Source organism: Pseudomonas atagonensis, from assembly GCF_011369485.1.
Taxonomy (GTDB): domain Bacteria; phylum Pseudomonadota; class Gammaproteobacteria; order Pseudomonadales; family Pseudomonadaceae; genus Aquipseudomonas; species Aquipseudomonas atagonensis.
Genome location: NZ_VXCA01000015.1, coordinates 35,029 through 57,350 on the forward strand (window position 1 = coordinate 35,029; position 22,322 = coordinate 57,350).

The following is a 22,322-nucleotide window of genomic DNA, read 5'->3' on the forward strand; positions in this document are numbered from 1 at the left end:
GCCTGCCCGCCGTTATCCAGCCTCAACGGAGAGCTCCCCCATGACTGATTCCCCCGAGCGTGACGAACGCCATCTGGCGCGTATGCAACGCAAAAAAGCCGTCATCGACGAACGCATCGCCAACTCGCCTGACGAATGCGGCCTAGTGCTGGTACTGACCGGCAACGGCAAAGGCAAAAGCAGCTCGGCGTTCGGCATGCTCGCCCGCGCCATGGGCCACGGCATGCAGTGCGGCGTCGTGCAGTTCATCAAGGGTCGCAACAGCACCGGTGAAGAGCTGTTTTTCCGCCGCTTTCCCGAGCAAGTGCGCTTTCACGTGATGGGCGAGGGTTTCACCTGGGAAACCCAGGATCGTCAGCGTGACATCGCCGCTGCCGAAGCCGCTTGGGCTGTTTCACGTGAACTGCTGCGCGATCCGTCGATCGGTCTGGTGGTGCTCGATGAATTGAACATCGCCCTCAAGCACGGTTACCTCGATCTCGATCAGGTGCTCAGCGACTTGCAGGCGCGTCCGCCGATGCAGCATGTGATCGTCACCGGTCGCGCGGCCAAGCCGGAAATGATCGAGATGGGCGACACGGTCACCGAAATGGGCATGCTCAAACACGCCTTCCAGGCTGGCATCAAAGCGCAGAAAGGCGTCGAACTTTGAATCAACCACGTCACTGCCCGGCGGTTCTGATCGCCGCGCCGGCCTCCGGCCAGGGCAAGACCACCGTTACTGCTGCGCTCGCTCGTTTGCACCGCAATCAGGGGCGCAAGGTTCGCGTGTTCAAATGCGGGCCGGACTTTCTCGACCCGATGATTCTCGAGCGCGCCAGCGGTGCGCCGGTGTATCAACTGGACATGTGGATGGTCGGCGAGCAGGAAAGCCGTCGGCTGTTGTGGGAAGCCGCCGCTGAAGCTGATCTGATTCTGATCGAAGGCGTGATGGGGTTGTTTGACGGCACGCCGTCCAGCGCCGATCTGGCGCGGCATTTCGGTGTGCCGGTGCTCGGCGTGATCGACGGCACCGCCATGGCTCAGACCTTTGGTGCGTTGGCATTGGGGCTGGCGCGTTATCAGCCAGACTTGCCGTTTGCCGGCGTTCTGGCCAATCGCGTCGGCACCTTGCGCCACGCGCAGTTGCTCGAAGGCAGCCTCACCGAAGGTTTGCGCTGGTATGGCGCATTGTCCCGCGAGACCGGGATCGAGCTGCCGAGCCGCCACCTCGGCCTCGTGCAGGCCAGCGAACTGAATGACCTCGACGTGCGTCTCGATGCGGCCGCCGCAGCCCTCGCCAACAGTTGCGAGGTAGCGCTGCCACCGGCCGTGGCGTTCGCCGCGCCTGACGTGATCGCTGCCGAGCCGTTGCTCAAAGGCGTGCGCATTGCCGTTGCCCGTGATGAAGCGTTTGCCTTCACCTACGGCGCGAGCCTCGACTTGCTGCGAGCAATGGGCGCCGAATTGAGCTTCTTCTCGCCGATCCGCGATAGGCAATTGCCCGAGGCGGACAGCCTGTATCTGCCCGGTGGTTACCCAGAGCTGCACCACGTTGCGTTGTCGCAGAACACTGCGATGCTCGATGCGATCCGCGCACATCATGAGGCTGGCAAACCGCTGCTCGCCGAGTGTGGCGGCATGCTTTACCTGCTCGATTCCCTGACCGACGTGGAAGGCATCCGCGCAGAGCTGGTCGGTTTGCTGGCGGGTGATGCGGTGATGCAAAAGCGTCTCGCGGCGTTGGCTCTGCAAGCGGTCGAACTGCCGGAAGGTTCGTTACGCGGCCACACCTATCACCATTCCCTGACCACCACTGAACTGACGCCGATTGCCCGAGGCCTCAGCCCCAACGGCGGTCGCGGCGCCGAAGCGGTTTACCGGGATGGGCGGATGACGGCTTCGTACGTGCATTTTTATTTCCCGTCGAATCCATCGGCGATTGCTGCACTGTTGGTGCCATGAGCGACAACGCATTCACCGAAGCCGAGCGCGAAGCGCTCTACAAAGCCATTGCCGAGCGCCGCGACATGCGCCACTTCATCGGCGGCACCGTCGAGCCCGAACTGCTGCGCCGTTTGCTCGAAGCCGCCCACCAGGCCCCGAGCGTCGGCCTGATGCAGCCCTGGCGTTTCATCCGCATCAGCGACCGCAGTCTGCGCCAGCAGATCCAGCATTTGGTGGAAGAGGAGCGGGTACGCACTGCCGCAGCCCTCGGCGAGCGCAGCGACGAGTTCATGAAACTCAAAGTCGAAGGCATAACCGACTGCGCCGAAGTGCTGGTCGCCGCGTTGATGGATGATCGCGAGAAGCACATCTTCGGTCGCCGTACGTTGCCGGAAATGGACATGGCTTCGTTGTCCTGTGCGATTCAAAACCTGTGGCTGGCCTCCCGTGCGGAAGGCCTGGGCATGGGCTGGGTGTCGTTGTTCGAACCGCAGGCGCTCGCCGATCTGCTGAAATTGCCGGCCGGCGCCAAGCCTTTGGCCGTTTTGTGTCTAGGCCCGGTCAAGGAATTCTATCCGGCGCCGATGCTGGTACTCGAAGGGTGGGCGCAGGCGCGTCCGCTCAATGAGTTGCTGTTTGAGAATTATTGGGGAGTGAGTCAATGAGTGTGGCGTTGTTGAGTGTCGCCGCGGTTGCGCTGGATGCGCTGCTGGGTGAACCGAAACGCTGGCATCCGCTGGTGGCGTTCGGCAATTTTGCCGGGCGCATCGAGCAACGTTTCAACGCCGGGGGGCGTGGCTGGCGCAGCCATGGCGTCACGGCGTGGGTGATCGCAGTGCTGCCACTGACCTTGCTCGCCACGGCGTTTTCCTGGGCGCCGTACGTGGGCTGGGTCGTCGACATTCTGGCGTTGTATTGCGCCCTCGGCATGCGCAGTCTCGGCGAACATGTCGAGCCAGTCGCCAAGGCGTTGCGCGCTGACGATCTGGACGAGGCACGCAAGCGTGTCGGTTATCTGGTCAGCCGCCAGACCAGCGAACTCGACAGCAGCGCCGTCGCCCGCGCTGCCACTGAATCGGTGCTGGAGAACGGCAGCGATGCAGTATTCGCCGCGCTGTTCTGGTTTGTCGTGGCCGGTGCGCCCGGCGTGGTGCTCTATCGCTTGAGCAATACGCTCGACGCGATGTGGGGCTATCGCAACGAACGCTTCGAGCGATTCGGCTGGTGTGCGGCAAAAATCGACGATGTCCTCAACTACATTCCTGCGCGGCTGGTGGCGCTGACCTACGCGCTGCTCGGCAAAACCCGACTCGCCTTGAAATGCTGGCGGACCCAGGCGCCGAAGTGGGACAGCCCCAACGCTGGCCCCGTGATGGCCGCTGGCGCCGGTGCGTTGGGCGTGGAATTGGGCGGCCCGGCGATCTATCACGGCGAACTGCACGAGCGTCCGCAACTCGGTGAAGGCCCGGCGGCCGATGCCGATTCCATTGATCGTGGCTGGCAATTGGTTCAGCGCGGGGTATGGTTATGGCTGCTGATTCTCTGCGTGGGGGCTGAATTCTATGCTTGAGCACGGTGGCCGGCTGCGCAAGGCCGCACTCGATTACGGCATTGCCGAGGCGGACTGGCTCGACCTGTCCAGCGGTCTGGCGCCGTGGCCGTTTGCGATTCCCGAGATTCCGCTGCGCGCCTGGGCGCGATTGCCGGAAACCGATGACGGACTGGAGCAGGCCGCGTGCGATTACTACGGTGCCGCACAAGTGCTGCCGGTGGCCGGTTCGCAGATGGCCATTCAGTTGCTGCCGCGCTTGCGCCGTGCCGGCAAGGTCGGCGTGTTGTCGCCGTGTTATGCCGAGCACGCCGAGGCGTGGCGACGCAGTGGCTATATCGTGCGCGAAGTGCTGGAACAGGAAGTCGAGTTCTTTCTCGACAGCCTCGATGTGCTGGTGGTGGTCAATCCGAACAATCCGACCGGCCTGAGCCTGACGCCGGCGCGCTTGCTCGACTGGCATGCGCGGCTCGCGCAACGTGGTGGCTGGCTGGTAGTCGATGAAGCGTTCATGGACAACACGCCGCAACTCAGTCTGGCGCCTTACGCGCATCAAGTCGGGCTGATTGTGCTGCGTTCGTTCGGCAAGTTTTTCGGTCTGGCCGGCGTGCGTCTGGGCTTTGTGCTGGCCGAGCGCAAGTTGCTCAGATTGCTCGCCGAACAGGTCGGGCCGTGGGCGGTCAGCGGGCCGACGCGGGTGCTCGGCCAGGCCTGTCTGCAAGACACCGAAGGGCATACGCGTCAACGGATTCGCAGTGATGAAACGAGCGAGCGCCTGGCCCTGTTGCTGGAACGCTATGGCTTCAAACCGCAGGGCGGTTGCGCGCTGTTTCAGTGGCTGATCACCGAGCAGGCGCAAGCGCTGCATGAATTCATGGCCCGACGCGGCATCCTCCTGCGCATCTTTACCCACAACAGCAGTTTGCGTTTCGGCCTGCCGGCCGATGCGGCTGAAGAGACGCGACTCGAACAAGCATTGCAAGCATTCGCCAAGGAAAACCAATGACCACCCTGATGGTGCAAGGCACCACCTCCGACGCCGGCAAAAGCACTTTGGTGACGGCGTTGTGCCGCTGGGCAACGCGTCAGGGCATCGCGGTGGTGCCGTTCAAACCGCAGAACATGGCGCTGAACAGCGCGGTGACTGCTGACGGCGGCGAGATCGGTCGTGCGCAAGCGGTACAGGCGCAAGCGGCAAACCTCGAACCGCACACCGATATGAATCCGGTGCTGCTCAAACCGAACAGTGACACCGGCGCGCAAGTGATTATCCATGGCCGTGCCGTCACCAGCATGAACGCCGTGGCGTATCACGATTACAAAGCCATCGCGATGCAAGCCGTGCTGGCCTCGCACGAACGGCTCAGCGCTGCGTATCCGCTGGTCATGGTCGAGGGCGCGGGCTCTCCGGCAGAGATCAATCTGCGCGCTGGCGACATCGCCAACATGGGCTTTGCCGAAGCGGTGGATTGCCCGGTGTTGTTGATCGCCGATATCAATCGCGGCGGGGTTTTCGCCCATCTGGTCGGCACCTTGGAGCTGCTGTCGCCGAGCGAGCAGGCGCGGGTCAAAGGCTTCATCATCAATCGTTTTCGCGGCGACATTGCCTTGCTGCAACCGGGCCTCGACTGGCTCGAACAGCGCACCGGCAAAGCGGTGGTCGGCGTGCTGCCATACGTGATGGATCTGCACCTTGAGGCCGAAGACGGTATCGATCAGCGCCAGACCGACAAGGCTGAACAAGTGTTGAAAGTGCTGGTGCCGGTGCTGCCACGGATCAGCAACCACACCGATTTCGATCCGCTGCGTTTGCATCCGCAAGTCGACCTGCAGTTTGTCGGCCCGGGCCAGGCGATTCCACCGGCGGACTTGATCATCCTGCCTGGCTCGAAAAGCGTGCGCAGTGATCTGGCGTTTCTACGCGCCAACGGTTGGGAAACCGCGATCAGCCGTCACCTGCGTTACGGCGGCAAAGTGCTGGGGATTTGCGGCGGTCTGCAAATGCTTGGTGAGCAGGTGCACGACCCGCTCGGCCTGGAAGGTGCGCCCGGTTCGAGTGCCGGTCTGGGTTTGCTGGCGTTCGAAACCACGCTGGAAGCCGAGAAACAATTGCGCAACGTGCGCGGGCGTCTGGCGCTGGAAGATGCCGAGGTCAGTGGCTATGAAATTCATGCCGGTGTGACCAGCGGGCCGGCGCTGAAGCATGCGGCGGTGCATCTGGATGACGGTCGTTGCGACGGTGCGCAAGGTCTTGACGGACAGGTGTTCGGCACCTATCTGCATGGCTTGTTCGAATCACCGGCAGCCAGTGCGGCATTGTTGCGCTGGGCCGGGTTGAGTGACGTGCAGGAGGTGGATTACCACGGCTTGCGCGAGCGCGATATCGAGCGGCTGGCGGATCTGGTGGAGAAGCATCTGGATACCGGTTTGTTGCGTCAGCTCTGTGGGATTTGAATTGTCTCGCCGTACATTTTTCAGGATGTCCTTATGCTTCAACTGATCCTCGGCGGCGCCCGCTCCGGCAAAAGTCGCCTGGCAGAAAAACTCGCCAGCGAAAGCCATCTGGCCGTGACCTACATCGCCACCAGCCAACCGCTGGACGGTGAAATGAGCGAGCGCGTCGCTCATCACCGCGCTCGCCGTCCTGCTGAGTGGGCACTCATTGAAGAACCGCTGGAACTGGCTCGCGTGCTGCGTGAAAACGCCGCCGCCGAGCGTTGCCTGCTGGTGGATTGCCTGACCCTGTGGCTGACCAATCTGCTGATGCTCGACGATGCCGAACGCCTCGCCGCCGAGCGAGAAGCCCTGCTCGACTGCCTGGCGTCACTGCCGGGGGAAATCATTTTTGTCAGCAACGAGACCGGAATGGGTGTCGTGCCGCTGGGCGAATTGACTCGCCGCTACGTCGATGAAGCCGGTTGGCTGCATCAAGCTCTGGCCGAGCGTTGTCAGCGTGTTGTCCTGACCGTCGCCGGCCTGCCCCTGACTCTGAAAGGACCTGCGTTATGACCCAAACCTGGTGGCTGAACCCGTGCAAACCGGTGAACATCGACGTTGTCGAGCAAGCGGCGGCACGCCAGCAGCAACTGACCAAACCGGCCGGTTCGCTCGGTCGTCTGGAATCGGTGGCCGTGCAACTGGCCGGTCTGCAAGGTCAGGTCAAGCCGACGCTCGAACAGGTCTGGATTGCGATCTTCGCCGGCGATCACGGCGTGGTCGCTGAAGGCGTTTCCGCGTTTCCACAGGAAGTCACCGGGCAGATGCTGCTCAACTTCGTCAGTGGCGGGGCGGCGATCAGCGTGCTGGCGCGCAAGCTTGAGGCGCAACTGGAAGTGGTCGATCTGGGCACGGTGACGCCGTCGCTGAATTTGCCGGGCGTGCGTCACTTGAACATCGGTGCGGGCACGGCGAATTTTGTCCAGGGCGCAGCGATGACCCAGGCCCAGGGCGAACTTGCTTTGCAGGCCGGGCGTGACAGCGTGTTACGGGCGAAAGCGGCGGGCACTCAGTTGTTCATCGGCGGTGAAATGGGCATCGGCAACACCACGGCGGCCAGTGCGCTGGCCTGTGCCTTGCTCGATTGCCCGGTGGTGCACCTGACCGGCCCGGGCACCGGGCTGAATGCCGAAGGTGTCAGCCATAAAGCGCAAGTCATCGAACGCGCGCTGGCCTTGCACGCGGCGCAACGTGGTGACGCGTTGCAGACGCTGTTCAACCTCGGCGGTTTTGAAATGGCGGCGTTGGTCGGTGCCTATCTGGCCTGCGCGCAGGAAGGTGTAGCGGTGCTGGTCGATGGCTTTATCTGCACGGTCGCCGCGCTGGTGGCCGTGCGCCTGAATCCGGCCTGCCGCGAGTGGCTGTTGTTCGGTCATCGTGGCGCGGAACCGGGCCACCGCCATGTGCTGGAAGCGTTGAACGCCGAACCGTTGCTGGAACTCGGTCTGCGTCTGGGCGAGGGCAGCGGTGCCGCGTTGGCCGTGCCGCTGATGCGTCTGGCCTGTGATCTGCATGGACAGATGGCGACATTCGCCGAGGCAGCAGTGGCGGACCGTCCGGCATGACCTTGCGCCTGGATCTGCTGCGCCACGGAGAGACCGAACTGGGCGGCGGCTTGCGCGGCAGTCTTGATGATGCGCTCACTGAAAAGGGCTGGGCGCAGATGCGTGCAGCCGTGGTCGCGGGCGGGCCCTGGGAGCATCTGATCAGTTCGCCGTTGCAACGATGTGCACGGTTTGCCGCTGAACTCGGCGAGCAACTGAATATGCCGGTGCATCTGGACAAGGATCTGCAGGAACTGCACTTCGGCGCGTGGGAAGGGCAGAGCGCGGCGGCGTTGATGGACACCGATGCCGATGCGTTGGGGCTGTTCTGGGCGGATCCGTATGCATTCCCGCCGCCGCAGGGTGAGCCGGTCAGCGATTTCTCCGCTCGGGTACTCGCGGCGGTCGCACGGTTGCAGGCGGCCTACGCGGGTGAGCGGGTGCTGCTGATCAGTCACGGCGGAGTGATGCGCCTGTTGCTGGCGCGGGCGCGGGGTTTGCCTCGTGAGCAACTGCTGAATGTCGAAGTCGGGCATGGCGCATTGTTCTCGCTGACCGTCGAAGCTGATGGCTCGCTCAAGGAAGGTTGCTGACATGTTGCCGCTGTGGATCGCCCTGCAATTTCTCAGCAGTTTGCCGATTCGTTTGCCGGGCATGCCGACGCCGGAACAGCTCGGGCGTTCGCTGCTGTTTTATCCGCTGGTGGGGTTGCTGTTTGGCGTGATTCTCTGGGCGCTGAATCTGGCCTTGGCTGGCGCGCCGCTGTTGTTGCACGCGGCATCGCTGTTGACGGTTTGGGTGCTGCTCAGCGGTGCGTTGCATCTGGATGGTCTGGCGGACAGCGCCGATGCCTGGCTCGGCGGCTTTGGTGATCGCGAGCGCACGCTGACGATCATGAAAGATCCGCGCAGCGGGCCGATTGCGGTGGTGACGCTGGTATTGGTGTTGCTGCTCAAGTTTGCCGCATTGCTGGCGCTGATCGAGCAGCAGCAGACGCTGGCGCTGATCATCGTGCCGCTACTGGGGCGGGCGGCGCTGCTCGGGTTGTTCCTGACCACGCCGTATGTGCGGGCGGGTGGATTGGGCCAGGCGCTGGCCGATCATTTGCCGCGCAGAGCCGGGTGGCGGGTTTTGGCGGTGAGCGCGCTTGCCTGTGTGGTGATTGCCGGATTCAAGGCAGTTATTGCGCTGCTGGTGGCGGTCGTTGTGTTCGTCTGGTTGCGGCATTTGATGGTGCGGCGGTTGGGTGGCACGACTGGCGATACGGCGGGGGCATTGCTGGAGTTGTTGGAGATGGCGGTGCTTGTTGGGTTGGTTCTGATCTGAAAGATCTCTGTAACCGTGCCGCCGTCTTCGGGAGCAAGCCCCCTCCCGCAGGGATTTTTTGTGCACCAGAGATCCAGTCTGGAAAGTGCTCCCACAGGATTTTTTGTGCACCAGAGATCTAATGTGGGAGGGGGCTTTCTCCCGAAGGCGGTCTGTCAGGTGTCACAAATGTGACGGGTAAACTCATCTGTAACTTGATTTAACACAGTCGCGGGTATATACACGCATCATGCTTCCTTCTCAGTGTTTGTGCACCAACCTGCGTCGCGCCGCGCGTGGCGTCAGCAGGCATTACGACGGCGCTCTCGATGGCTTCGGGATCAACGTTGCCCAGTATTCTCTGCTGTGCAATCTGCAGCGGCTGGATCAACCGAGCATCTCGGAACTGGCCGAAGCCATGGGCCTGGATCGCAGCACCCTGGGGCGCAATCTGCGCGTGCTGGAAGGTGAGGGACTGGTGGCGCTGGCCGAGGGCGAAGACATGCGTAACCGCATCGTCCGGCTTACCGAAACCGGTGCGCAGCGTCTGGCAGCGGCGTTGCCGGCCTGGGAAGCGGCGCAACAGCGGTTGATTGATCGTCTGGGTGCCGAGAAGCGTGAAACCTTGCTCAAATTGCTGGATGAACTGGCTTGATGCCAGTTTTTTCGGATTCAAGCGGGTATATACCCGCGACTGGAGAATAACAATGACATCGATGTGGCGTACGTGCGGTTGGGTGTTGCTGGGCAGTGCGCTGATCCTGGCGTTGTCATTGGGCGTGCGACACGGCTTCGGTCTGTTCCTGTCGCCGATGAGTGCGCAGTTTGGCTGGGGGCGTGAAGTGTTTGCCTTCGCCATCGCCTTGCAGAACCTGATCTGGGGACTGGCGCAGCCATTCACTGGCGCGCTCGCCGACCGTTTCGGTGCGGCGAAAGTGGTGCTGGTCGGCGGCGTACTCTACGCCTTGGGCCTGGTGTTCATGGGCTTGTCGGATTCGGCGCTGACTCTTTCGTTGAGCGCCGGTTTGCTGATCGGCATCGGTCTGTCCGGCACGTCCTTCTCAGTCATCCTCGGCGTAGTCGGCCGCGCCGTTCCGCCAGAGAAGCGCAGCATGGGTATGGGCATCGCCAGCGCCGCCGGTTCTTTCGGTCAGTTCGCCATGTTGCCCGGCACCCTCGGTCTGATCGGTTGGCTCGGCTGGTCTGCCGCGCTACTGGTGCTGGGCCTGCTGGTGGCGATGATCGTGCCGCTGGTGAGCATGCTCAAGGACAAGCCGCTGCCGGTGCTCGGTCATGAGCAGACACTCTCTGAAGCACTGCGCGAAGCCTGTTCGCATTCGGGATTCTGGCTGCTGGCGTTCGGCTTTTTCGTTTGCGGCTTTCAGGTAGTATTCATCGGCGTGCACTTGCCGGCGTATCTGGTCGATCAGCACTTGCCGGCTACCGTCGGCACCACGGTGCTGGCGCTCATTGGGTTGTTCAACATCTTCGGCACCTACACCGCCGGGTGGCTCGGTGGGCGCATGTCGAAACCGCGATTGCTGACCGGCTTGTACCTGCTGCGCGCGGTGGTGATCGTGTTGTTCCTGTGGCTGCCGGTGACGACGACATCCGCCTACCTGTTCGGCATGGCCATGGGTTTCCTGTGGCTGTCGACGGTGCCGTTGACCAACGGCACCGTGGCGACCTTGTTTGGTGTGCGAAATCTGTCCATGCTCGGTGGCATCGTGTTCCTGTTCCACCAGCTCGGCTCGTTCCTCGGCGGCTGGCTGGGTGGGGTGGTGTATGACCGTACCGGGAGTTATGACTTGATCTGGCAGGTGGCAATTCTTCTGAGTCTGCTGGCGGCCGCGTTGAACTGGCCGGTGCGTGAGCGACCGGTCGAACGCCTGCAGCCACGTGTGAGCGCCGCATGAGCCGACTCTGGCCGCGAATCGCCTTCACCGCACTCGGCGCCGCTCTGCTGGCGCTGGTGTGGTGGGGATGGCATCAGGGCGGTCTGGCGCTGATGCAATTGGGCATGAGCATTTGCTAGAACCGGACGCGGCGAGTAACGTCGAGGTCTGACGACTGCTCAAGGATGCTCGACATGCTCATGCGCTGGTGTGCTGTTCCCGCGTTGCTGATGGCGTTGACCGGCCTGGCCCAGGCCGCTGACTGTCCGGAACTGTTGCAAGGTTCGCTACCGAAATTGCGCGCCAAGGAATCCATCGACCTGTGTCAACGCTACGCCGACAAGCCGCTGGTGGTGGTCAACACCGCGAGCTTCTGCGGATTTGCACCACAGTTCGAAGGCCTTGAGGCGCTGCATAAACGCTACGAAGGGCAAGGCCTGGAAATGCTCGGCGTCCCCTCCAATGACTTCAAGCAGGAATCCAAAGACAGCGCCGAGACCGCCAAGGTTTGCTACGCCAACTACGGCGTGACGTTCGCCATGACTGAGCCGCAAAAGGTTCGCGGTGATAACGCCACGCACTTGTTTCTGGTGCTGGCGGCACAGAGCAGTGCGCCAAAGTGGAATTTCTACAAATACGTCATCGACCGTCAGGGCAAGGTCATCGCCAATTTTTCCAGCCTGACCAAACCGGACGATCCGGAATTTATCGCGGCAATCGAGAAGGCCATCGCCTCGAAACCTTTGAAACCCTGATAGTCACCCACAAAAAAGCCCCGCCTCTGCGAAGAGGGCGGGGCTTTTTGTCGGCGAGGGATCAACCTCGCCGTGCAGCATCAGAAGCGGTAGGTCGCGCCGACACCGAAACCGTTTGCCGAGTTTTCATACTTGGCATTGTAGGTCTGACCACGATCGTTTTCGTTGCGGATCTTGACCGACTCTTCCTTCAGGTACGAGTAAGCGACGTCGATGGTCAGGTCTTCGGTCGGGCTCCAGCCGGCACCGATGCTGAAGATGGTCCGGTCGCCCGTAGGAATACGTGGCGAACGGTCGACGTTGTTGGTCGGCGACTGGTCGAAGGTCAGACCGGTACGCAGTACCCATTCCTTGTTCAACTGGTACGAAGTACCCACGGCATAAGCCCAGGAGTCGTGCCAGTTCTGATCTTCGGTGATCTCGCCGAACTGGCCGGCCAGCAGTGGCTGTACACCGGAGTTCTTGACAGTGATTTTTTCCAGCTGGCTCCAGCGGGTCCAGGTCGAACCGGCGTAGACATTCCAGCGGTCGTTGATCGCTTGAGTGACCGAGAAGTCGATCGATTCAGGCGTGGTGATCTTCAGCGAGGCGTCGTACTTCTGGTTGGCACCCAAGCCCACTGCCGCGAGTGCGCCGTAGTTGACCTTGGTATCACCTTCTAGCTTGTAGTCGACTTTCGAGTGGTAAGTCAGGCCCAGGCGCGTGGTGTCGGTGGCTTGTACCAGCACGCCGATGTTGTAACCCAGCGCGGTGTCGTCACCCTTGATCTTGACCTTGCCGTCCGGCAAAGCCTGAGTGATCGACAGGTTGGACTCCAGCGTACCGTCGATGCGGTTGATGGTCGGGCCGAAACCGATCGACACCTTATCGTTGAAGGCGTAGCTGATGGTCGGCTGGAAGGTGATGACTTGTACTTCCGACTTGCTACCGAAGTAACGGCCGGCAAAGCCGCTTTCGTAGTCGGTAATCAGGCCGAACGGCACGTAGACACCGAGGCCGAAGGCCCAGTGATCATCGATCGGTTTTACATAGAAACCCATAGGTACGGAGGTGAAGGGCACCATGTCGCCTTTGTTGCTGCCGCCATTAGGGCTGGAGCTGGCGTCGCTGATATCGGTTTTTGCGTCGAGGAATGCAACACCGCCGGTGACTTGTTCGCGCTTGATGCGCGACATGCCGGCAGGGTTGCCGTAAACAGTGCTTGCGTCGTCGGCAGAAGAAGATCGCCCAGCGTAACCGGTGCCCATCCCGCTGATACTGTGTTCGTTGATGGCAAAGCCAGCTGCGAAAATCTGGGTGGATGCCATGGTAACGGCGAGGCTAAGGGTGGTTTTGAGCATTACTTTTTTCATTATTAGAACTCCTGGTGATCACCGGGGCGAAAATTACCAACATTTTCGCTCCGGCGCTATAGTCCGTATGCCTTGAGTTAGAGCGGTTTTGTAGGACAATCCGACCAAAATCGCGACTCGTTGTGCGATCTTGTGAAACCGGCCAGTCAGCAAGCGACCTGATTCAGCGGTGAAACACAGGTTTGCCAGGCGCACGTAAAGTCGCGCAGGCGACCCTGAGGCTGAAAGGTTTGACGCCAGATACGCGCCATCCCGAGTAAATCGTCGGCGGCGGGGAGGGTGGTGTGTTGTTCTTCGACCAGCAGCCAGGCGATGGCGGTGGCGTAACGCAGGTTAACGGTCAATTCGAGGTGTGGGCCGCTGAGGAAAGCATGCTGGCTGGCCAGTCCGCGAACCAGGCTGGCACGCTCCGGATCGAGCGCCAGGTAATGATCCCAAAGCGCTTGATGGCGATGCTCGGCGATGCGGTAGAGGCCGTGGCCACGGCGGTCATGCAGGGCGGATCCGAGAGCGGACTGGCTGGCGGCAATGCCCAGCAGCAGGGATTCGGCAGTTGCGCAGTGGCGTCCCAGGTAGATTAATGTAGGACGGATCACGTAGCGGCACAGTTCGCTGGCAGCGATACCCATAAAGCCCTCGAATCTTGTTATTGGGCGGCGAAACCTGAAGGGGCCTTGGCAGCGGTGGATCGACTCAGGTTCGCCGGAAGCGGATCAAGCCGCTTGAGTTGAAGTGTAGTGTCATCTTGGTGAGGTAAAGGACTGTTTTTAAAATATTTCCGGCTTCGAGTTATAACCGTTATATCGGATGGTGCTTAGGCATAAATGCTCAAAAGTGAAACATCGGGCAATAAAAAGCCCCGCGTTTCAGGCGGGGCTTTGCTTTTGCAGCCTTTTCGGCTCTCAGGCAATCAATGCCTGACGTGTACGATCGATCACGGCCTGCAGCGGTTCGGCGCTGGAGTATTGATCGGGGTACAGACGCTCGCTGTGGCGCGCGATCCCGTGTTCATTGACCACGGTGAAGCTGAAGCAGCCTTTGCGAGCGGCCATGATCAGGCAGTTCATTGGAGCAAAAGCGTTGGTTAGGGTGCGAATGGCATCCTGAGTCTGGATTTGAGTAGACATAGTTATTAGGTGTTCCTACAAATGACACGGATAAGAACCGTGCAACGTTAAAACGTTCCAGTAATGTCGACCACCATTGGTCGAACAAAGAACCCGACTGGAACAAAGCAGCCAGTTTGAAGCGCTGATAAGTTGGCGCGCTTGGGCTGGCAGGTAGGTACTTAGGAGGGCAGGCAACACATCAAGGGCAAAGGTTCTGGGCCCGGGGTGAAGATCCTGATCAATTTGCAGGCTGGTTCGGTCAGAGTAAGTGGTCTTCGCAACACCCTTTGCATCATTCAAAGGCAGTGTCGTCGAAAGATTTACCTGGAAACCATCGAGGGGTCGTTCCCGCTTTTTTCGGTGAAGGCTTCTGGGAAGAAGGTTGACCGTGGGGATGTGTTCGACCGGAATTGACTTTCAGCTTGGTACTAACGCCGCGGATACTAACGGATCGTCCCGGGCAAAGCAAACCCACCTGCAAAAAAGATTATAAACGGTAGCGACGGTGCGAGTGATGACGTGTAGATCGGGTCCATCCAATCGGAAAGTCGACCATCCGTCGCCACAAAAGCGTGCGTCCATATCCGTCGCCAAATGGCTTATCCCCAGGTCAAGGGCCAAAATGACCCGAAAAAGCGCATCGATATAACCGGGTAACAGGTACTTGTGCACATTAGTTGCGCAGGCTGTAACGTCGCTGTCACACCAAACCTGACCCCGGTGGCTGCCTGTAACGAAAGTTTAAGTCAATGAAAAACATCGCTTTTTTTTGTTGGTGAAAAAATCGTCAGTTTGAGCGCAGCCCCCATTCCACAAGGCTTTGCGGCGGATTGAAGACGGTTGTCCACTGAGTTATCCACAGCTTCTGTGGATTGTCCCGAGCGCTTGCTCTAGGACGGGCGTGCCGAGTTTTTTTCGACTTTACCTGTAAGAAAAAGAGAGTAGAGTGGCGCGCCTTCCGATCTGTCCCACAGTGCTTTATGAAGTTTCGCTCAGTATCAGACTCTGTTACCTCACAATCCCCTCGTGTTACCTCGCCCAAGCGATTTTCTGTACGCGTGGCCGAATGGCTGCTCGACAGCCCGCGCCTGAGTGACAGTCACAACGCCAAACACCTCGCCGGCCGCCTGCTCAAGCAACCAGCGCGCGAAGGCGTGGTCGTTGCGCAAAGCCGTCTCGGCCAATTGATGTGCCGCGAATGCGGCAATGCTCGGGATCGCCGTATCGGTCAGGACCTTCTTCGCCAGGCCGCTCGCGCCGGCGATCTGCGTGCACAGCAGGAACTCGGGCTCATCGAAGACTGAGCTGTCCAAGTTCTGACACCTTGGTTAACCTTCAGGCTTTATTCCAACGGCAGGAGTCGCTATGGCTATGGACTTGACCAGCGTATTGCTCGGTCTCGCAGGGGCAGGGCTGCCGTTATTGGCGCTGGCCTGGCAACTGCAGCGCCGGGCGAGTAGCGGCCAGGCCGAAGTGGCCCTGCTGGAAGAGCGGCTGGCCATGGCGCAACTGGCGCAGGACGGACTTACCGCGCAGCTGGACGCCAGTCGTGATGAGGTTGCCGATCTCGGTCAGGCCAACGCTGCCAAACAGGCTGATCTGGCAGCGCTGCGCCGCGAAGTCGAGTTGTTGCAGATCGAGCGCGACGATGCGCGTGACGCCTCCCATGCCTGGAATATCGAACGCGCCAACAAGGAAGCCGAACTGCGCCGTCTCGACGCTCAAGCCGCCTCACTGAATGCCGAGCTGCGCGAGCAACAGGAAAGCCACCAACAACGTCTGAGCGACCTGCAAGGTTCGCGCGATGAACTGCGTGCACAGTTCGCCGAACTGGCCGGGAAGATATTCGATGAGCGTGAACAGCGTTTCGCCGAGACCAGCCAGCAGCGCCTCGGGCAGTTGCTCGATCCGTTGAAAGAACGCATTCAATCCTTCGAAAAGCGCGTGGAAGAAAGTTACCAGGCCGAAGCCCGCGAGCGTTTCTCGCTGGCCAAGGAACTGGAGCGTTTGCAGGCACTTAACCTGCGCCTGAGTGATGAAGCCACCAACCTGACCCGTGCGCTAAAAGGCCAGAAAACCCAAGGCAACTGGGGCGAGCTGATTCTTGAGCGGGTGCTGGAACACGCCGGGCTGGAGAAGGGTCGCGAGTACCAGACCCAGGTCAATCTCAAGGGTCCGGACGGCGAGCGCTTCCAGCCGGACGTGATCATTTATCTGCCGGGCGACAAGCAGGTGGTGGTCGATTCGAAGGTCAGCCTGACCGCGTATCAGCAGTACGTAGCGGCCGAGGACGACTCCCTCGGGCAAATCGCGATCAAGCAACACGTGCTGTCGCTGCGCAATCATGTCAAAGGCTTGGCGGGCAAGGATTACAAACGTCTGGAAGGCTTGCACAGTCTCGATTTCGTCTTGCTGTTCGTGCCGATCGAAGCGGCGTTTTCCGCAGCGCTACAGGCAGAGCCAGCGCTGTTTCAGGAGGCCTTCGATCGCAACATCGTCATCGTCAGCCCGACCACGTTGCTGGCGACATTGCGCGTGATCGACAGCCTGTGGAAGCAGGAACGCCAGAGTCAGAACGCCCGGGAAATCGCCGAGCGGGCCGGGTGGCTGTACGACAAGTTCGTGCTGTTCATTCAGGATCTGGATGAAGTCGGAAATCGTCTTCAGCAATTGGACAAAGCCTACAGCTCGGCGCGCAACAAACTCACTGAAGGGCGCGGCAACCTGGTCAGCCGCAGCGAACAGCTGAAACTGTTGGGCGCGCGCGCGAGCAAGAGCTTGCCGGCCGATTTGCTGGAGCGGGCGATGACGGATGTCGACGGATTGGTCGAGTTGCCTGAGTAAACCCGATTTTGTGGCGAGGGAGCCTGCTCCCTCGCCACAGGTCTTGTGGTGTCAAGGTTTTACAACGGCAAATACCGACTCAACAACGCCCGCAACGCCGCCGGTTTCACCGGTTTGGCCAGATAATCCAGCCCCGCCGCATGCACCTGCGCCACCGTTTCGGGATGGCCGTCAGCGCTGATTACCACCCCCGGCACCGGTTCGCCCAGGCGCGTGCGCAGCCACGCCATCAGCTCGGTACCGGTTTCGCCGTCATCGAGGTGGTAATCCACCAGCGCCAGTTGCGGTCGTACGCCTTCGTTGAGCAACGCAGCGCACTCCTCACGATTGCGCGCCGTCCAGACCTGACAACCCCAGCGACTCAACAAACTGTTCATGCCGATCAGGATGCTGTCTTCATTGTCGATGCACAGCACCTGCGCGCCGCTGTGCAGTTTGCCGTTGATTTCGCTGATCGCGCTGGCCGGTACGGTTTGTGAGTGGGCCAGCGGCACACTGACGCTGAAAACGCTGCCGCGTCCCGGCCATGAACGCACACGCAATGTATGGCCAAGCACGCGGCATAAACCATCGGCAATCGCCAGGCCAAGGCCCAGGCCTTTTTCGGCGCGGGTCTGATGGCTGTCGAGGCGTTTGAATTCTTCGAAAATGACTTTCTGTTTATCCAGCGCAATGCCCGGGCCGCGATCCCACACTTCCAGACACAACTCGCCGTCGCGCCGTCGTACGCCCAGCAGCACAGGGCCTTTGGCGTAGCGGAAAGCATTGGTGAGGAAGTTCTGCAGAATCCGCCGCAGCAGTTTGATGTCGCTGTCGATGCGCAGATGACTGCCGCGCACGCGGAATTTCAGGCCTTGCTCCTGCGCCAGCGCCTGGAACTCGGCACCGAGAATGTCGAACAGCTCATTGAGCGCGAACGGCTTGCGATCCGGGTTGATCTTGCCGTTTTCAAGTCGCGAAATATCCAGCAGATCGCTGATCAGGTCTTCGGCTGAGCGCAGCGAACTGTCGAGGTGCTGCACCAGTTTCTGCGCCTCGCCGCTCAAACCGTCGTCCTGATGGGAGAGGGCGGCGGAGAACAGTCGCGCAGCGTTCAGCGGCTGCATCAGGTCATGGCTGACCGCCGCGAGAAAACGGGTTTTCGACTGATTCGCCGCTTCGGCGTTGCCTTTGGCTTCGGTCAACGCGACGTTGAGTTGCGAGAGTTCCTGAGTGCGCTCGCTGACGCGTTGCTCCAGGCCTTCGTTGGCCTCGGTCAGCGCCTGTTCAGCCTCGCGGAACGCGGTGATGTCGGTGAAACTCATGACGAAACCGCCGCCCGGCATCGGGTTGCCGATCAGTTCGATCACCCGGCCATTGGGGAACAGACGTTCGGAAGTGTGCGCACGGCCCTGGCGCATCCAGTGCAGGCGCCGGGCGACGTGCACTTCGGCTTCGCCGGGGCCGCACAAGCCGCGCTCGGCGTTGTAGCGAATGATGTCGGCAATCGGGCGGCCAACGCTGATCAAGCCATCCGGGTAGTTGAACAGCTCCAGGTAGCGACGGTTCCAGGCCACCAGTTTCAGCGATTGGTCGACCACGCTGATGCCTTGCGTGATGTTTTCAATCGCGCCCTGCAGCAAGGCGCGGTTGAACTGCAACACTTCCGAGGCTTCGTCAGCGATGCGCACGACATCTTCCAGCTGCATTTCCCGACCTTCAATGGCGGCTTTTACGACGGCTCGCGTCGAAGAAGCGCCGAGAACACCGGCGAGCAAGCGTTCGGTGTGGGCGATCCATTCGCCGTCGGCGTTCTGGTTGGGATTGAAGCCTTTGCCCTGGCGGTAGGCGAACCGAATGAAGCTCTGTCGGGCGCGTTCCTCACCGACGAAGCGTGCCGCCAGTTGCAACAAATCATCGATCTGCACCGCCAGCATCGAGCGCGCACTGGGGCGGGCGCTGATTTCCTGGCCGATGAAGCGCCCGGCCTGCCAGTGCTCCGAGACCCGAGTGCGCGAAAGCACCGAGACCCAGGCAAACAGCGTGAAGTTGCCGGCCAGCGACAGCACCACGCCTTGGGTCAGCGGGGTGATCGGTAGGTTCAGCGGGTTACTGTGCAGCCACGCCAGCCCAGGGAAACTGCTCAGCGACCAGCCGAGACTGTGTGCTGCAATCGGCAGAATCAATGTGTAAAACCATAGGAACGTGCCGGCAGCGAGACCGGCGAACACGCCGCGCCGGTTGGCCTGTTTCCAGTACAGCGCACCGAGCATGGCGGGTGCCAGTTGCGTGACCGCGGCGAAGGCAATCTGGCCGATGGTCGCCAGACTCGCCGTCGAGCCGAGCAAACGATAGCTGACGTACGCCAGCAAAAGGATCACCACGATGCTCACGCGCCGCACCGAGAGCATCCATTGGCGGAACACTTCGAACGGGCGCTCGGCATTGTTGCGCCGCAGCAACCACGGCAACAGCATGTCGTTGGAGACCATGGTCGACAGCGCCACGCTGGCGACAATCACCATGCCGGTGGCCGCCGACGCGCCGCCAATGAACGCCAGCACTGCCAGCGCCGGATGGGCCTGGGCCAGTGGCAGACTGATCACGAACGAGTCTGGCAGTACGTCGCTCGGTAACAACATCTGACCGGCCAGGGCGATTGGGACTACGAACAATGCTGCCAGTGCGAGGTACGCGGGAAATACCCATTTGGCCAGACGCAGATCCTGTGGATCGATGTTCTCGACCACGGTGACGTGGAATTGCCGGGGCAGGCAGATGATCGCCATCATCGCCACACCGGTCTGTACCACCATCGATGGCCAGTTGACGGTTTCCTTCCAGTATTCCTCAAGGCGCGGGGCGAGCATCGCCTGATTGAACAGGTCGTCGAAGCCGTCATACAGACCGAAGGTGACGAATGCGCCGACGGCGAGAAATGCGAACAGCTTGACCAGTGACTCGAAGGCAATGGCCAGTACCATGCCGCGATGGTGTTCGGTGGCGTCGAGGTTGCGCGTGCCGAAGACGATGGTGAACAGCGCCAGCACCAGCGACACAATCAGCGCGGTGTCCTGGGCACGCGTGCCCATCGCGTCGGCACCAGCACCGATCAGCAGATTCACGCCGAGCACGATGCCTTTGAGTTGCAGGGCGATGTAGGGGAGCACGCCGACCAGGCAAATCAGGGCCACGACCACGGCCAGCGTTTGCGACTTGCCGTAACGCGCGGCGATGAAGTCGGCGATGGAGGTGATGTTCTCCTGTTTGCTGATCATCACCATTTTTTGCAGCACCCACGGCGCGCCGACCAGCAGAAGGATCGGCCCGAGGTAGATCGGCAGGAATGACCACAGCTGCTCGGCGGCCTGACCGACCGCGCCGAAGAATGTCCAGCTGGTGCAATAGACCGCCAGCGACAGGCTGTACACCCACGCACGCATTCGCGGCGGCAACGGCGCGCTGCGACGGTCGCCGTAGAAGGCGATGGCGAACATGATGGCCATATAGGCCAGGGCGACGGCGGCGATCAGCCCGGTGGACAACGACATGCATCACTCCTGACAAAAGACGCCCGGGCATTCCAGCCCGGGCGGACAGTCTCGCATGAGTGCGGCGGTTAGTCAGTGTCGACCAAGGTCGTGGCGTGGCGGGGTGTCGCAGGTGTGGAACCGGGTGGTTTTTGTGCTGACCGGGCGGGCCTCATCGCGAGCAGGCGTCAGTTGTGACGCAGCGCAATATCGATCAGATGATGAAGCTCATCCACCTCCAGCGCCGCCGCCGAAAACAGAATCCGGAACACCACCGGCGCCACCACCAAATTGATCAAGCGGTCGATGCTCGGCGCGGTTTCCTCGGGGTGACGGTCAATGATGATCTGCAACTGTGCCGCAATGATCGTCACGCAATACCCCGGCGTCGCGCTCGCCTGTACGTCGCGCATCATGTTGCGTCCAGGCTCGGAGCTCATCTCGTCCAGATACTGCTCGGCCCATGCCCGAATATCGCTGCGCAGGCTGCCGGTTAGTGCCGGCTCACTGTCGGGGCGCATGCGGGCGAGGGCGACGTCGGCCAACAACGCGGCGAGATCGCCCCAGCGCCGGTAGATCGTCGACGGTGTAACCCCGGCGCGCGCCGCGATTTGCGGCACTGTCACCGTGGAGCGCTCCTGTTCTTGCAGCAGCGCGCGGACAGCCGAATGAATCGACTCTTGCACCCGGGCACTGCGGCCGCCGGGGCGTAAACCTTCTTTAATAGCCATGCGGCAGACCTTAACACAAAGAATTTGCTTTAAGCGCGAGGCGGTAGCACACTCCGCAAAAGCAAAAAATTAGCTTTTGCGGAGTGTGCACATGATTAGCCTTGCTTCCAACCGTTCCAGCCTGTGGTTTCTGGCGATCACCTTACTCAGTTTTCTCGCCGCTTCCACCGCGCCGACGCCGTTGTACCACTTGTATCAGGATCAACTGCATTTCTCGGCCGCAGTGCTGACGCTGATTTTCGGTGTATATGCACTCAGCCTCCTGGCGGCTTTATTGACCGTCGGTTCGCTGTCCGATCACGTCGGACGCAAGCCGGTGATCTTCAGTGCCGTGTTGCTCAACGCGTTGGCAATGCTGCTGTTCATCTATGCCGACAGTGTGGCGTGGCTGATCAGTGCGCGAGTGTTGCAGGGCTTTGCTACTGGCATGGCCACGGCGGTGCTGAGCGCAACATTGCTCGACACTGACCGCCACCAAGGGCCGTTGATCAACAGTGTGGCGCCGTTGTTGGGGATGGCGCTGGGCGGCATGGGGTGTGGCTTGCTCGCCGAGTTCGCCCCGGCCCCGCTGCAACTGACCTACTGGTTATTGCTCGCGCTGTTTGTGTTGCAGGCACTGTATGTCTGGCGGTTACCGGAAAGTGTCACGCCGCAGGCCGGCGCCTGGGCATCGCTGCGGCCGACCCTGCATGTGCCGGTTCAGGCGCGGGCAACCTTATGGAAAGTCCTGCCGCTAAACACAGCGACTTGGGCGCTCGGCGGTTTTTACGCGTCGCTGGCGCCTTCGCTGGTGCGTACGGCCACCGGTTCCACGTCCAACCTGATCGGCGGCGCCACCGTGGCGGCATTGACCGTGACGGGTGCTTTGATGATTTTCACCTTGCGCAATCGCAGCGCCAAACGTGCCTTGCAACTGGGCGCGAGTTTGCTGCCGATGGGTCTGCTGCTGATTCTGCTCGGTGTGCACAGCGCCAGTCTGCCGGTGTTTTTCCTCGGCACATTGGTCGCCGGTTGTGGTTTCGGTTCCGGATTCCTCGGTGCCGTGCGCAGCCTGGTGCCGTTGGCTTTGCCCCATGAGCGTGCGGGGTTGATGTCGGCGTATTACGTGCTGAGTTATCTGGCGTTCTGTCTGCCGGCGTTGCTCGCCGGCCATTTGGCGCGCAGTTTTGGCTTGCTCGCAACCACCGATGGTTACGGCGCGGTGCTGATCGTGCTGGCACTCGGCGCGTTATTGCTCAGCGTGCGTCCGGCAGCGGTCAAGGCGTGCAGCGCTCCATAAGCCCGGCGGATTCGGTTAGCCTTGTTCG

Annotated in this window: 22 protein-coding genes; 17 read left to right on the forward strand and 5 right to left on the reverse strand. The window is 61.1% G+C overall.

Annotated elements, in window-relative coordinates; all coding sequences use genetic code 11:
• Nucleotides 1–40: 40 nt before the first annotated feature.
• The 14 genes from cobO (at nucleotide 41) to F2P67_RS11150 (ending at nucleotide 11,470) form a co-directional block, all read left to right on the forward strand.
• Nucleotides 41–652 carry a cob(I)yrinic acid a,c-diamide adenosyltransferase gene (gene cobO, locus F2P67_RS11090; RefSeq protein WP_003223053.1) on the forward strand — a complete coding sequence of 204 codons (612 nt, stop codon included), beginning with the start codon at nucleotides 41–43 and terminating at the stop codon, nucleotides 650–652.
• Entirely contained in the window at nucleotides 649–1,944 is a 1,296-nt protein-coding gene (locus tag F2P67_RS11095) for a cobyrinic acid a,c-diamide synthase CobB (protein WP_166220256.1), read from the forward strand. The genes cobO and F2P67_RS11095 overlap by 4 nt, the downstream gene beginning before the upstream one ends.
• Complete coding sequence (bluB, locus tag F2P67_RS11100; protein WP_166220258.1) at nucleotides 1,941–2,591, forward strand: 5,6-dimethylbenzimidazole synthase; 651 nt, start codon at nucleotides 1,941–1,943, stop codon at nucleotides 2,589–2,591. Before F2P67_RS11095 ends, bluB begins: the two co-directional genes overlap by 4 nt.
• Nucleotides 2,588–3,496: an adenosylcobinamide-phosphate synthase CbiB gene (gene cbiB, locus F2P67_RS11105; protein WP_166220260.1), complete on the forward strand. Its 909-nt coding sequence runs from the start codon at nucleotides 2,588–2,590 to the stop codon at nucleotides 3,494–3,496. The genes bluB and cbiB overlap by 4 nt, the downstream gene beginning before the upstream one ends.
• Nucleotides 3,489–4,481 (forward strand): threonine-phosphate decarboxylase CobD, encoded by a 993-nt coding sequence (cobD, locus tag F2P67_RS11110; protein WP_166220262.1) that lies wholly within the window; start codon nucleotides 3,489–3,491, stop codon nucleotides 4,479–4,481. The genes cbiB and cobD overlap by 8 nt, the downstream gene beginning before the upstream one ends.
• Nucleotides 4,478–5,929 (forward strand): cobyric acid synthase, encoded by a 1,452-nt coding sequence (locus F2P67_RS11115; RefSeq protein ID WP_166220264.1) that lies wholly within the window; start codon nucleotides 4,478–4,480, stop codon nucleotides 5,927–5,929. Before cobD ends, F2P67_RS11115 begins: the two co-directional genes overlap by 4 nt.
• 33 nt (nucleotides 5,930–5,962) lie before the next feature.
• Entirely contained in the window at nucleotides 5,963–6,484 is a 522-nt protein-coding gene (cobU, locus tag F2P67_RS11120) for a bifunctional adenosylcobinamide kinase/adenosylcobinamide-phosphate guanylyltransferase (protein WP_166220266.1), read from the forward strand.
• Entirely contained in the window at nucleotides 6,481–7,536 is a 1,056-nt protein-coding gene (cobT, locus tag F2P67_RS11125; protein WP_166220269.1) for a nicotinate-nucleotide--dimethylbenzimidazole phosphoribosyltransferase, read from the forward strand. Before cobU ends, cobT begins: the two co-directional genes overlap by 4 nt.
• Nucleotides 7,533–8,108 (forward strand): alpha-ribazole phosphatase family protein, encoded by a 576-nt coding sequence (gene cobC, locus F2P67_RS11130; RefSeq protein ID WP_166220271.1) that lies wholly within the window; start codon nucleotides 7,533–7,535, stop codon nucleotides 8,106–8,108. Before cobT ends, cobC begins: the two co-directional genes overlap by 4 nt.
• A 1-nt stretch (nucleotide 8,109) precedes the next feature.
• Nucleotides 8,110–8,841 carry an adenosylcobinamide-GDP ribazoletransferase gene (locus F2P67_RS11135; protein WP_166220273.1) on the forward strand — a complete coding sequence of 244 codons (732 nt, stop codon included), beginning with the start codon at nucleotides 8,110–8,112 and terminating at the stop codon, nucleotides 8,839–8,841.
• A 229-nt stretch (nucleotides 8,842–9,070) separates the two neighbouring features.
• Nucleotides 9,071–9,475 (forward strand): MarR family winged helix-turn-helix transcriptional regulator, encoded by a 405-nt coding sequence (locus F2P67_RS11140; RefSeq protein ID WP_166220275.1) that lies wholly within the window; start codon nucleotides 9,071–9,073, stop codon nucleotides 9,473–9,475.
• A gap of 52 nt (nucleotides 9,476–9,527) precedes the next feature.
• Entirely contained in the window at nucleotides 9,528–10,736 is a 1,209-nt protein-coding gene (locus F2P67_RS11145) for an MFS transporter (protein WP_166220278.1), read from the forward strand.
• A complete protein-coding gene (locus F2P67_RS27925; RefSeq protein WP_281355889.1) occupies nucleotides 10,733–10,855 on the forward strand; it encodes a hypothetical protein in 123 nt (40 codons plus the stop codon). Before F2P67_RS11145 ends, F2P67_RS27925 begins: the two co-directional genes overlap by 4 nt.
• A 54-nt stretch (nucleotides 10,856–10,909) precedes the next feature.
• Nucleotides 10,910–11,470: a glutathione peroxidase gene (locus tag F2P67_RS11150; RefSeq protein ID WP_166220280.1), complete on the forward strand. Its 561-nt coding sequence runs from the start codon at nucleotides 10,910–10,912 to the stop codon at nucleotides 11,468–11,470.
• An 80-nt stretch (nucleotides 11,471–11,550) separates the two neighbouring features.
• Here F2P67_RS11150 and F2P67_RS11155 read toward each other — a convergent pair whose 3' ends face one another.
• From F2P67_RS11155 to F2P67_RS11165, 3 genes are all read right to left on the reverse strand, one after another.
• Nucleotides 11,551–12,822, reverse strand: a complete 1,272-nt coding sequence (locus tag F2P67_RS11155; RefSeq protein ID WP_166220282.1) for an OmpP1/FadL family transporter — start codon at nucleotides 12,820–12,822, stop codon at nucleotides 11,551–11,553.
• Between the two features lie 146 nt (nucleotides 12,823–12,968).
• Nucleotides 12,969–13,451, reverse strand: a complete 483-nt coding sequence (locus tag F2P67_RS11160; RefSeq protein WP_166220284.1) for a hypothetical protein — start codon at nucleotides 13,449–13,451, stop codon at nucleotides 12,969–12,971.
• 273 nt (nucleotides 13,452–13,724) lie between these two features.
• A complete protein-coding gene (locus F2P67_RS11165) occupies nucleotides 13,725–13,949 on the reverse strand; it encodes a hypothetical protein (RefSeq protein ID WP_007950419.1) in 225 nt (74 codons plus the stop codon).
• Between the two features lie 962 nt (nucleotides 13,950–14,911).
• Here F2P67_RS11165 and F2P67_RS11170 point away from each other — a divergent pair.
• Both F2P67_RS11170 and F2P67_RS11175 read left to right on the forward strand, forming a co-directional pair.
• Entirely contained in the window at nucleotides 14,912–15,235 is a 324-nt protein-coding gene (locus tag F2P67_RS11170) for an SEL1-like repeat protein (protein ID WP_166220286.1), read from the forward strand.
• 175 nt (nucleotides 15,236–15,410) lie between these two features.
• A complete protein-coding gene (locus F2P67_RS11175) occupies nucleotides 15,411–16,775 on the forward strand; it encodes a DNA recombination protein RmuC (RefSeq protein ID WP_166220305.1) in 1,365 nt (454 codons plus the stop codon).
• 59 nt (nucleotides 16,776–16,834) lie between these two features.
• On the opposite strand, the gene F2P67_RS11180 is transcribed toward F2P67_RS11175, so the two are convergent.
• Both F2P67_RS11180 and F2P67_RS11185 read right to left on the reverse strand, forming a co-directional pair.
• The gene (locus tag F2P67_RS11180; RefSeq protein WP_166220288.1) at nucleotides 16,835–20,305 is read right to left on the reverse strand and encodes a hybrid sensor histidine kinase/response regulator; all 3,471 of its coding nucleotides are present in this window, start codon (nucleotides 20,303–20,305) and stop codon (nucleotides 16,835–16,837) included.
• A gap of 167 nt (nucleotides 20,306–20,472) precedes the next feature.
• Complete coding sequence (locus F2P67_RS11185; RefSeq protein WP_166220290.1) at nucleotides 20,473–21,015, reverse strand: TetR/AcrR family transcriptional regulator; 543 nt, start codon at nucleotides 21,013–21,015, stop codon at nucleotides 20,473–20,475.
• A gap of 91 nt (nucleotides 21,016–21,106) precedes the next feature.
• On the opposite strand from F2P67_RS11185, the gene F2P67_RS11190 reads away from it, so the two are divergent.
• Nucleotides 21,107–22,294, forward strand: coding sequence for an MFS transporter (locus tag F2P67_RS11190; RefSeq protein WP_166220292.1), 1,188 nt, complete (start codon nucleotides 21,107–21,109; stop codon nucleotides 22,292–22,294).
• Nucleotides 22,295–22,322: the final 28 nt, after the last annotated feature.

Coding starts and splice junctions, on each gene's coding strand:
- cbiB (WP_166220260.1), top strand. CDS start 2,588: ATGAGTGTGGCGTTGTTGAGTGTCGCCGCGGTTGCGCTGGATGCGCTG.
- F2P67_RS11185 (WP_166220290.1), bottom strand. CDS start 21,015: ATGGCTATTAAAGAAGGTTTACGCCCCGGCGGCCGCAGTGCCCGGGTG.
- F2P67_RS27925 (WP_281355889.1), top strand. CDS start 10,733: ATGAGCCGACTCTGGCCGCGAATCGCCTTCACCGCACTCGGCGCCGCT.
- F2P67_RS11145 (WP_166220278.1), top strand. CDS start 9,528: ATGACATCGATGTGGCGTACGTGCGGTTGGGTGTTGCTGGGCAGTGCG.
- cobT (WP_166220269.1), top strand. CDS start 6,481: ATGACCCAAACCTGGTGGCTGAACCCGTGCAAACCGGTGAACATCGAC.
- cobU (WP_166220266.1), top strand. CDS start 5,963: ATGCTTCAACTGATCCTCGGCGGCGCCCGCTCCGGCAAAAGTCGCCTG.
- F2P67_RS11115 (WP_166220264.1), top strand. CDS start 4,478: ATGACCACCCTGATGGTGCAAGGCACCACCTCCGACGCCGGCAAAAGC.
- cobO (WP_003223053.1), top strand. CDS start 41: ATGACTGATTCCCCCGAGCGTGACGAACGCCATCTGGCGCGTATGCAA.
- F2P67_RS11165 (WP_007950419.1), bottom strand. CDS start 13,949: ATGTCTACTCAAATCCAGACTCAGGATGCCATTCGCACCCTAACCAAC.
- F2P67_RS11150 (WP_166220280.1), top strand. CDS start 10,910: ATGCTCATGCGCTGGTGTGCTGTTCCCGCGTTGCTGATGGCGTTGACC.
- F2P67_RS11160 (WP_166220284.1), bottom strand. CDS start 13,451: ATGGGTATCGCTGCCAGCGAACTGTGCCGCTACGTGATCCGTCCTACA.
- bluB (WP_166220258.1), top strand. CDS start 1,941: ATGAGCGACAACGCATTCACCGAAGCCGAGCGCGAAGCGCTCTACAAA.
- F2P67_RS11180 (WP_166220288.1), bottom strand. CDS start 20,305: ATGTCGTTGTCCACCGGGCTGATCGCCGCCGTCGCCCTGGCCTATATG.
- F2P67_RS11170 (WP_166220286.1), top strand. CDS start 14,912: ATGAAGTTTCGCTCAGTATCAGACTCTGTTACCTCACAATCCCCTCGT.
- F2P67_RS11140 (WP_166220275.1), top strand. CDS start 9,071: ATGCTTCCTTCTCAGTGTTTGTGCACCAACCTGCGTCGCGCCGCGCGT.
- F2P67_RS11135 (WP_166220273.1), top strand. CDS start 8,110: ATGTTGCCGCTGTGGATCGCCCTGCAATTTCTCAGCAGTTTGCCGATT.
- cobD (WP_166220262.1), top strand. CDS start 3,489: ATGCTTGAGCACGGTGGCCGGCTGCGCAAGGCCGCACTCGATTACGGC.
- F2P67_RS11190 (WP_166220292.1), top strand. CDS start 21,107: ATGATTAGCCTTGCTTCCAACCGTTCCAGCCTGTGGTTTCTGGCGATC.
- cobC (WP_166220271.1), top strand. CDS start 7,533: ATGACCTTGCGCCTGGATCTGCTGCGCCACGGAGAGACCGAACTGGGC.
- F2P67_RS11155 (WP_166220282.1), bottom strand. CDS start 12,822: ATGAAAAAAGTAATGCTCAAAACCACCCTTAGCCTCGCCGTTACCATG.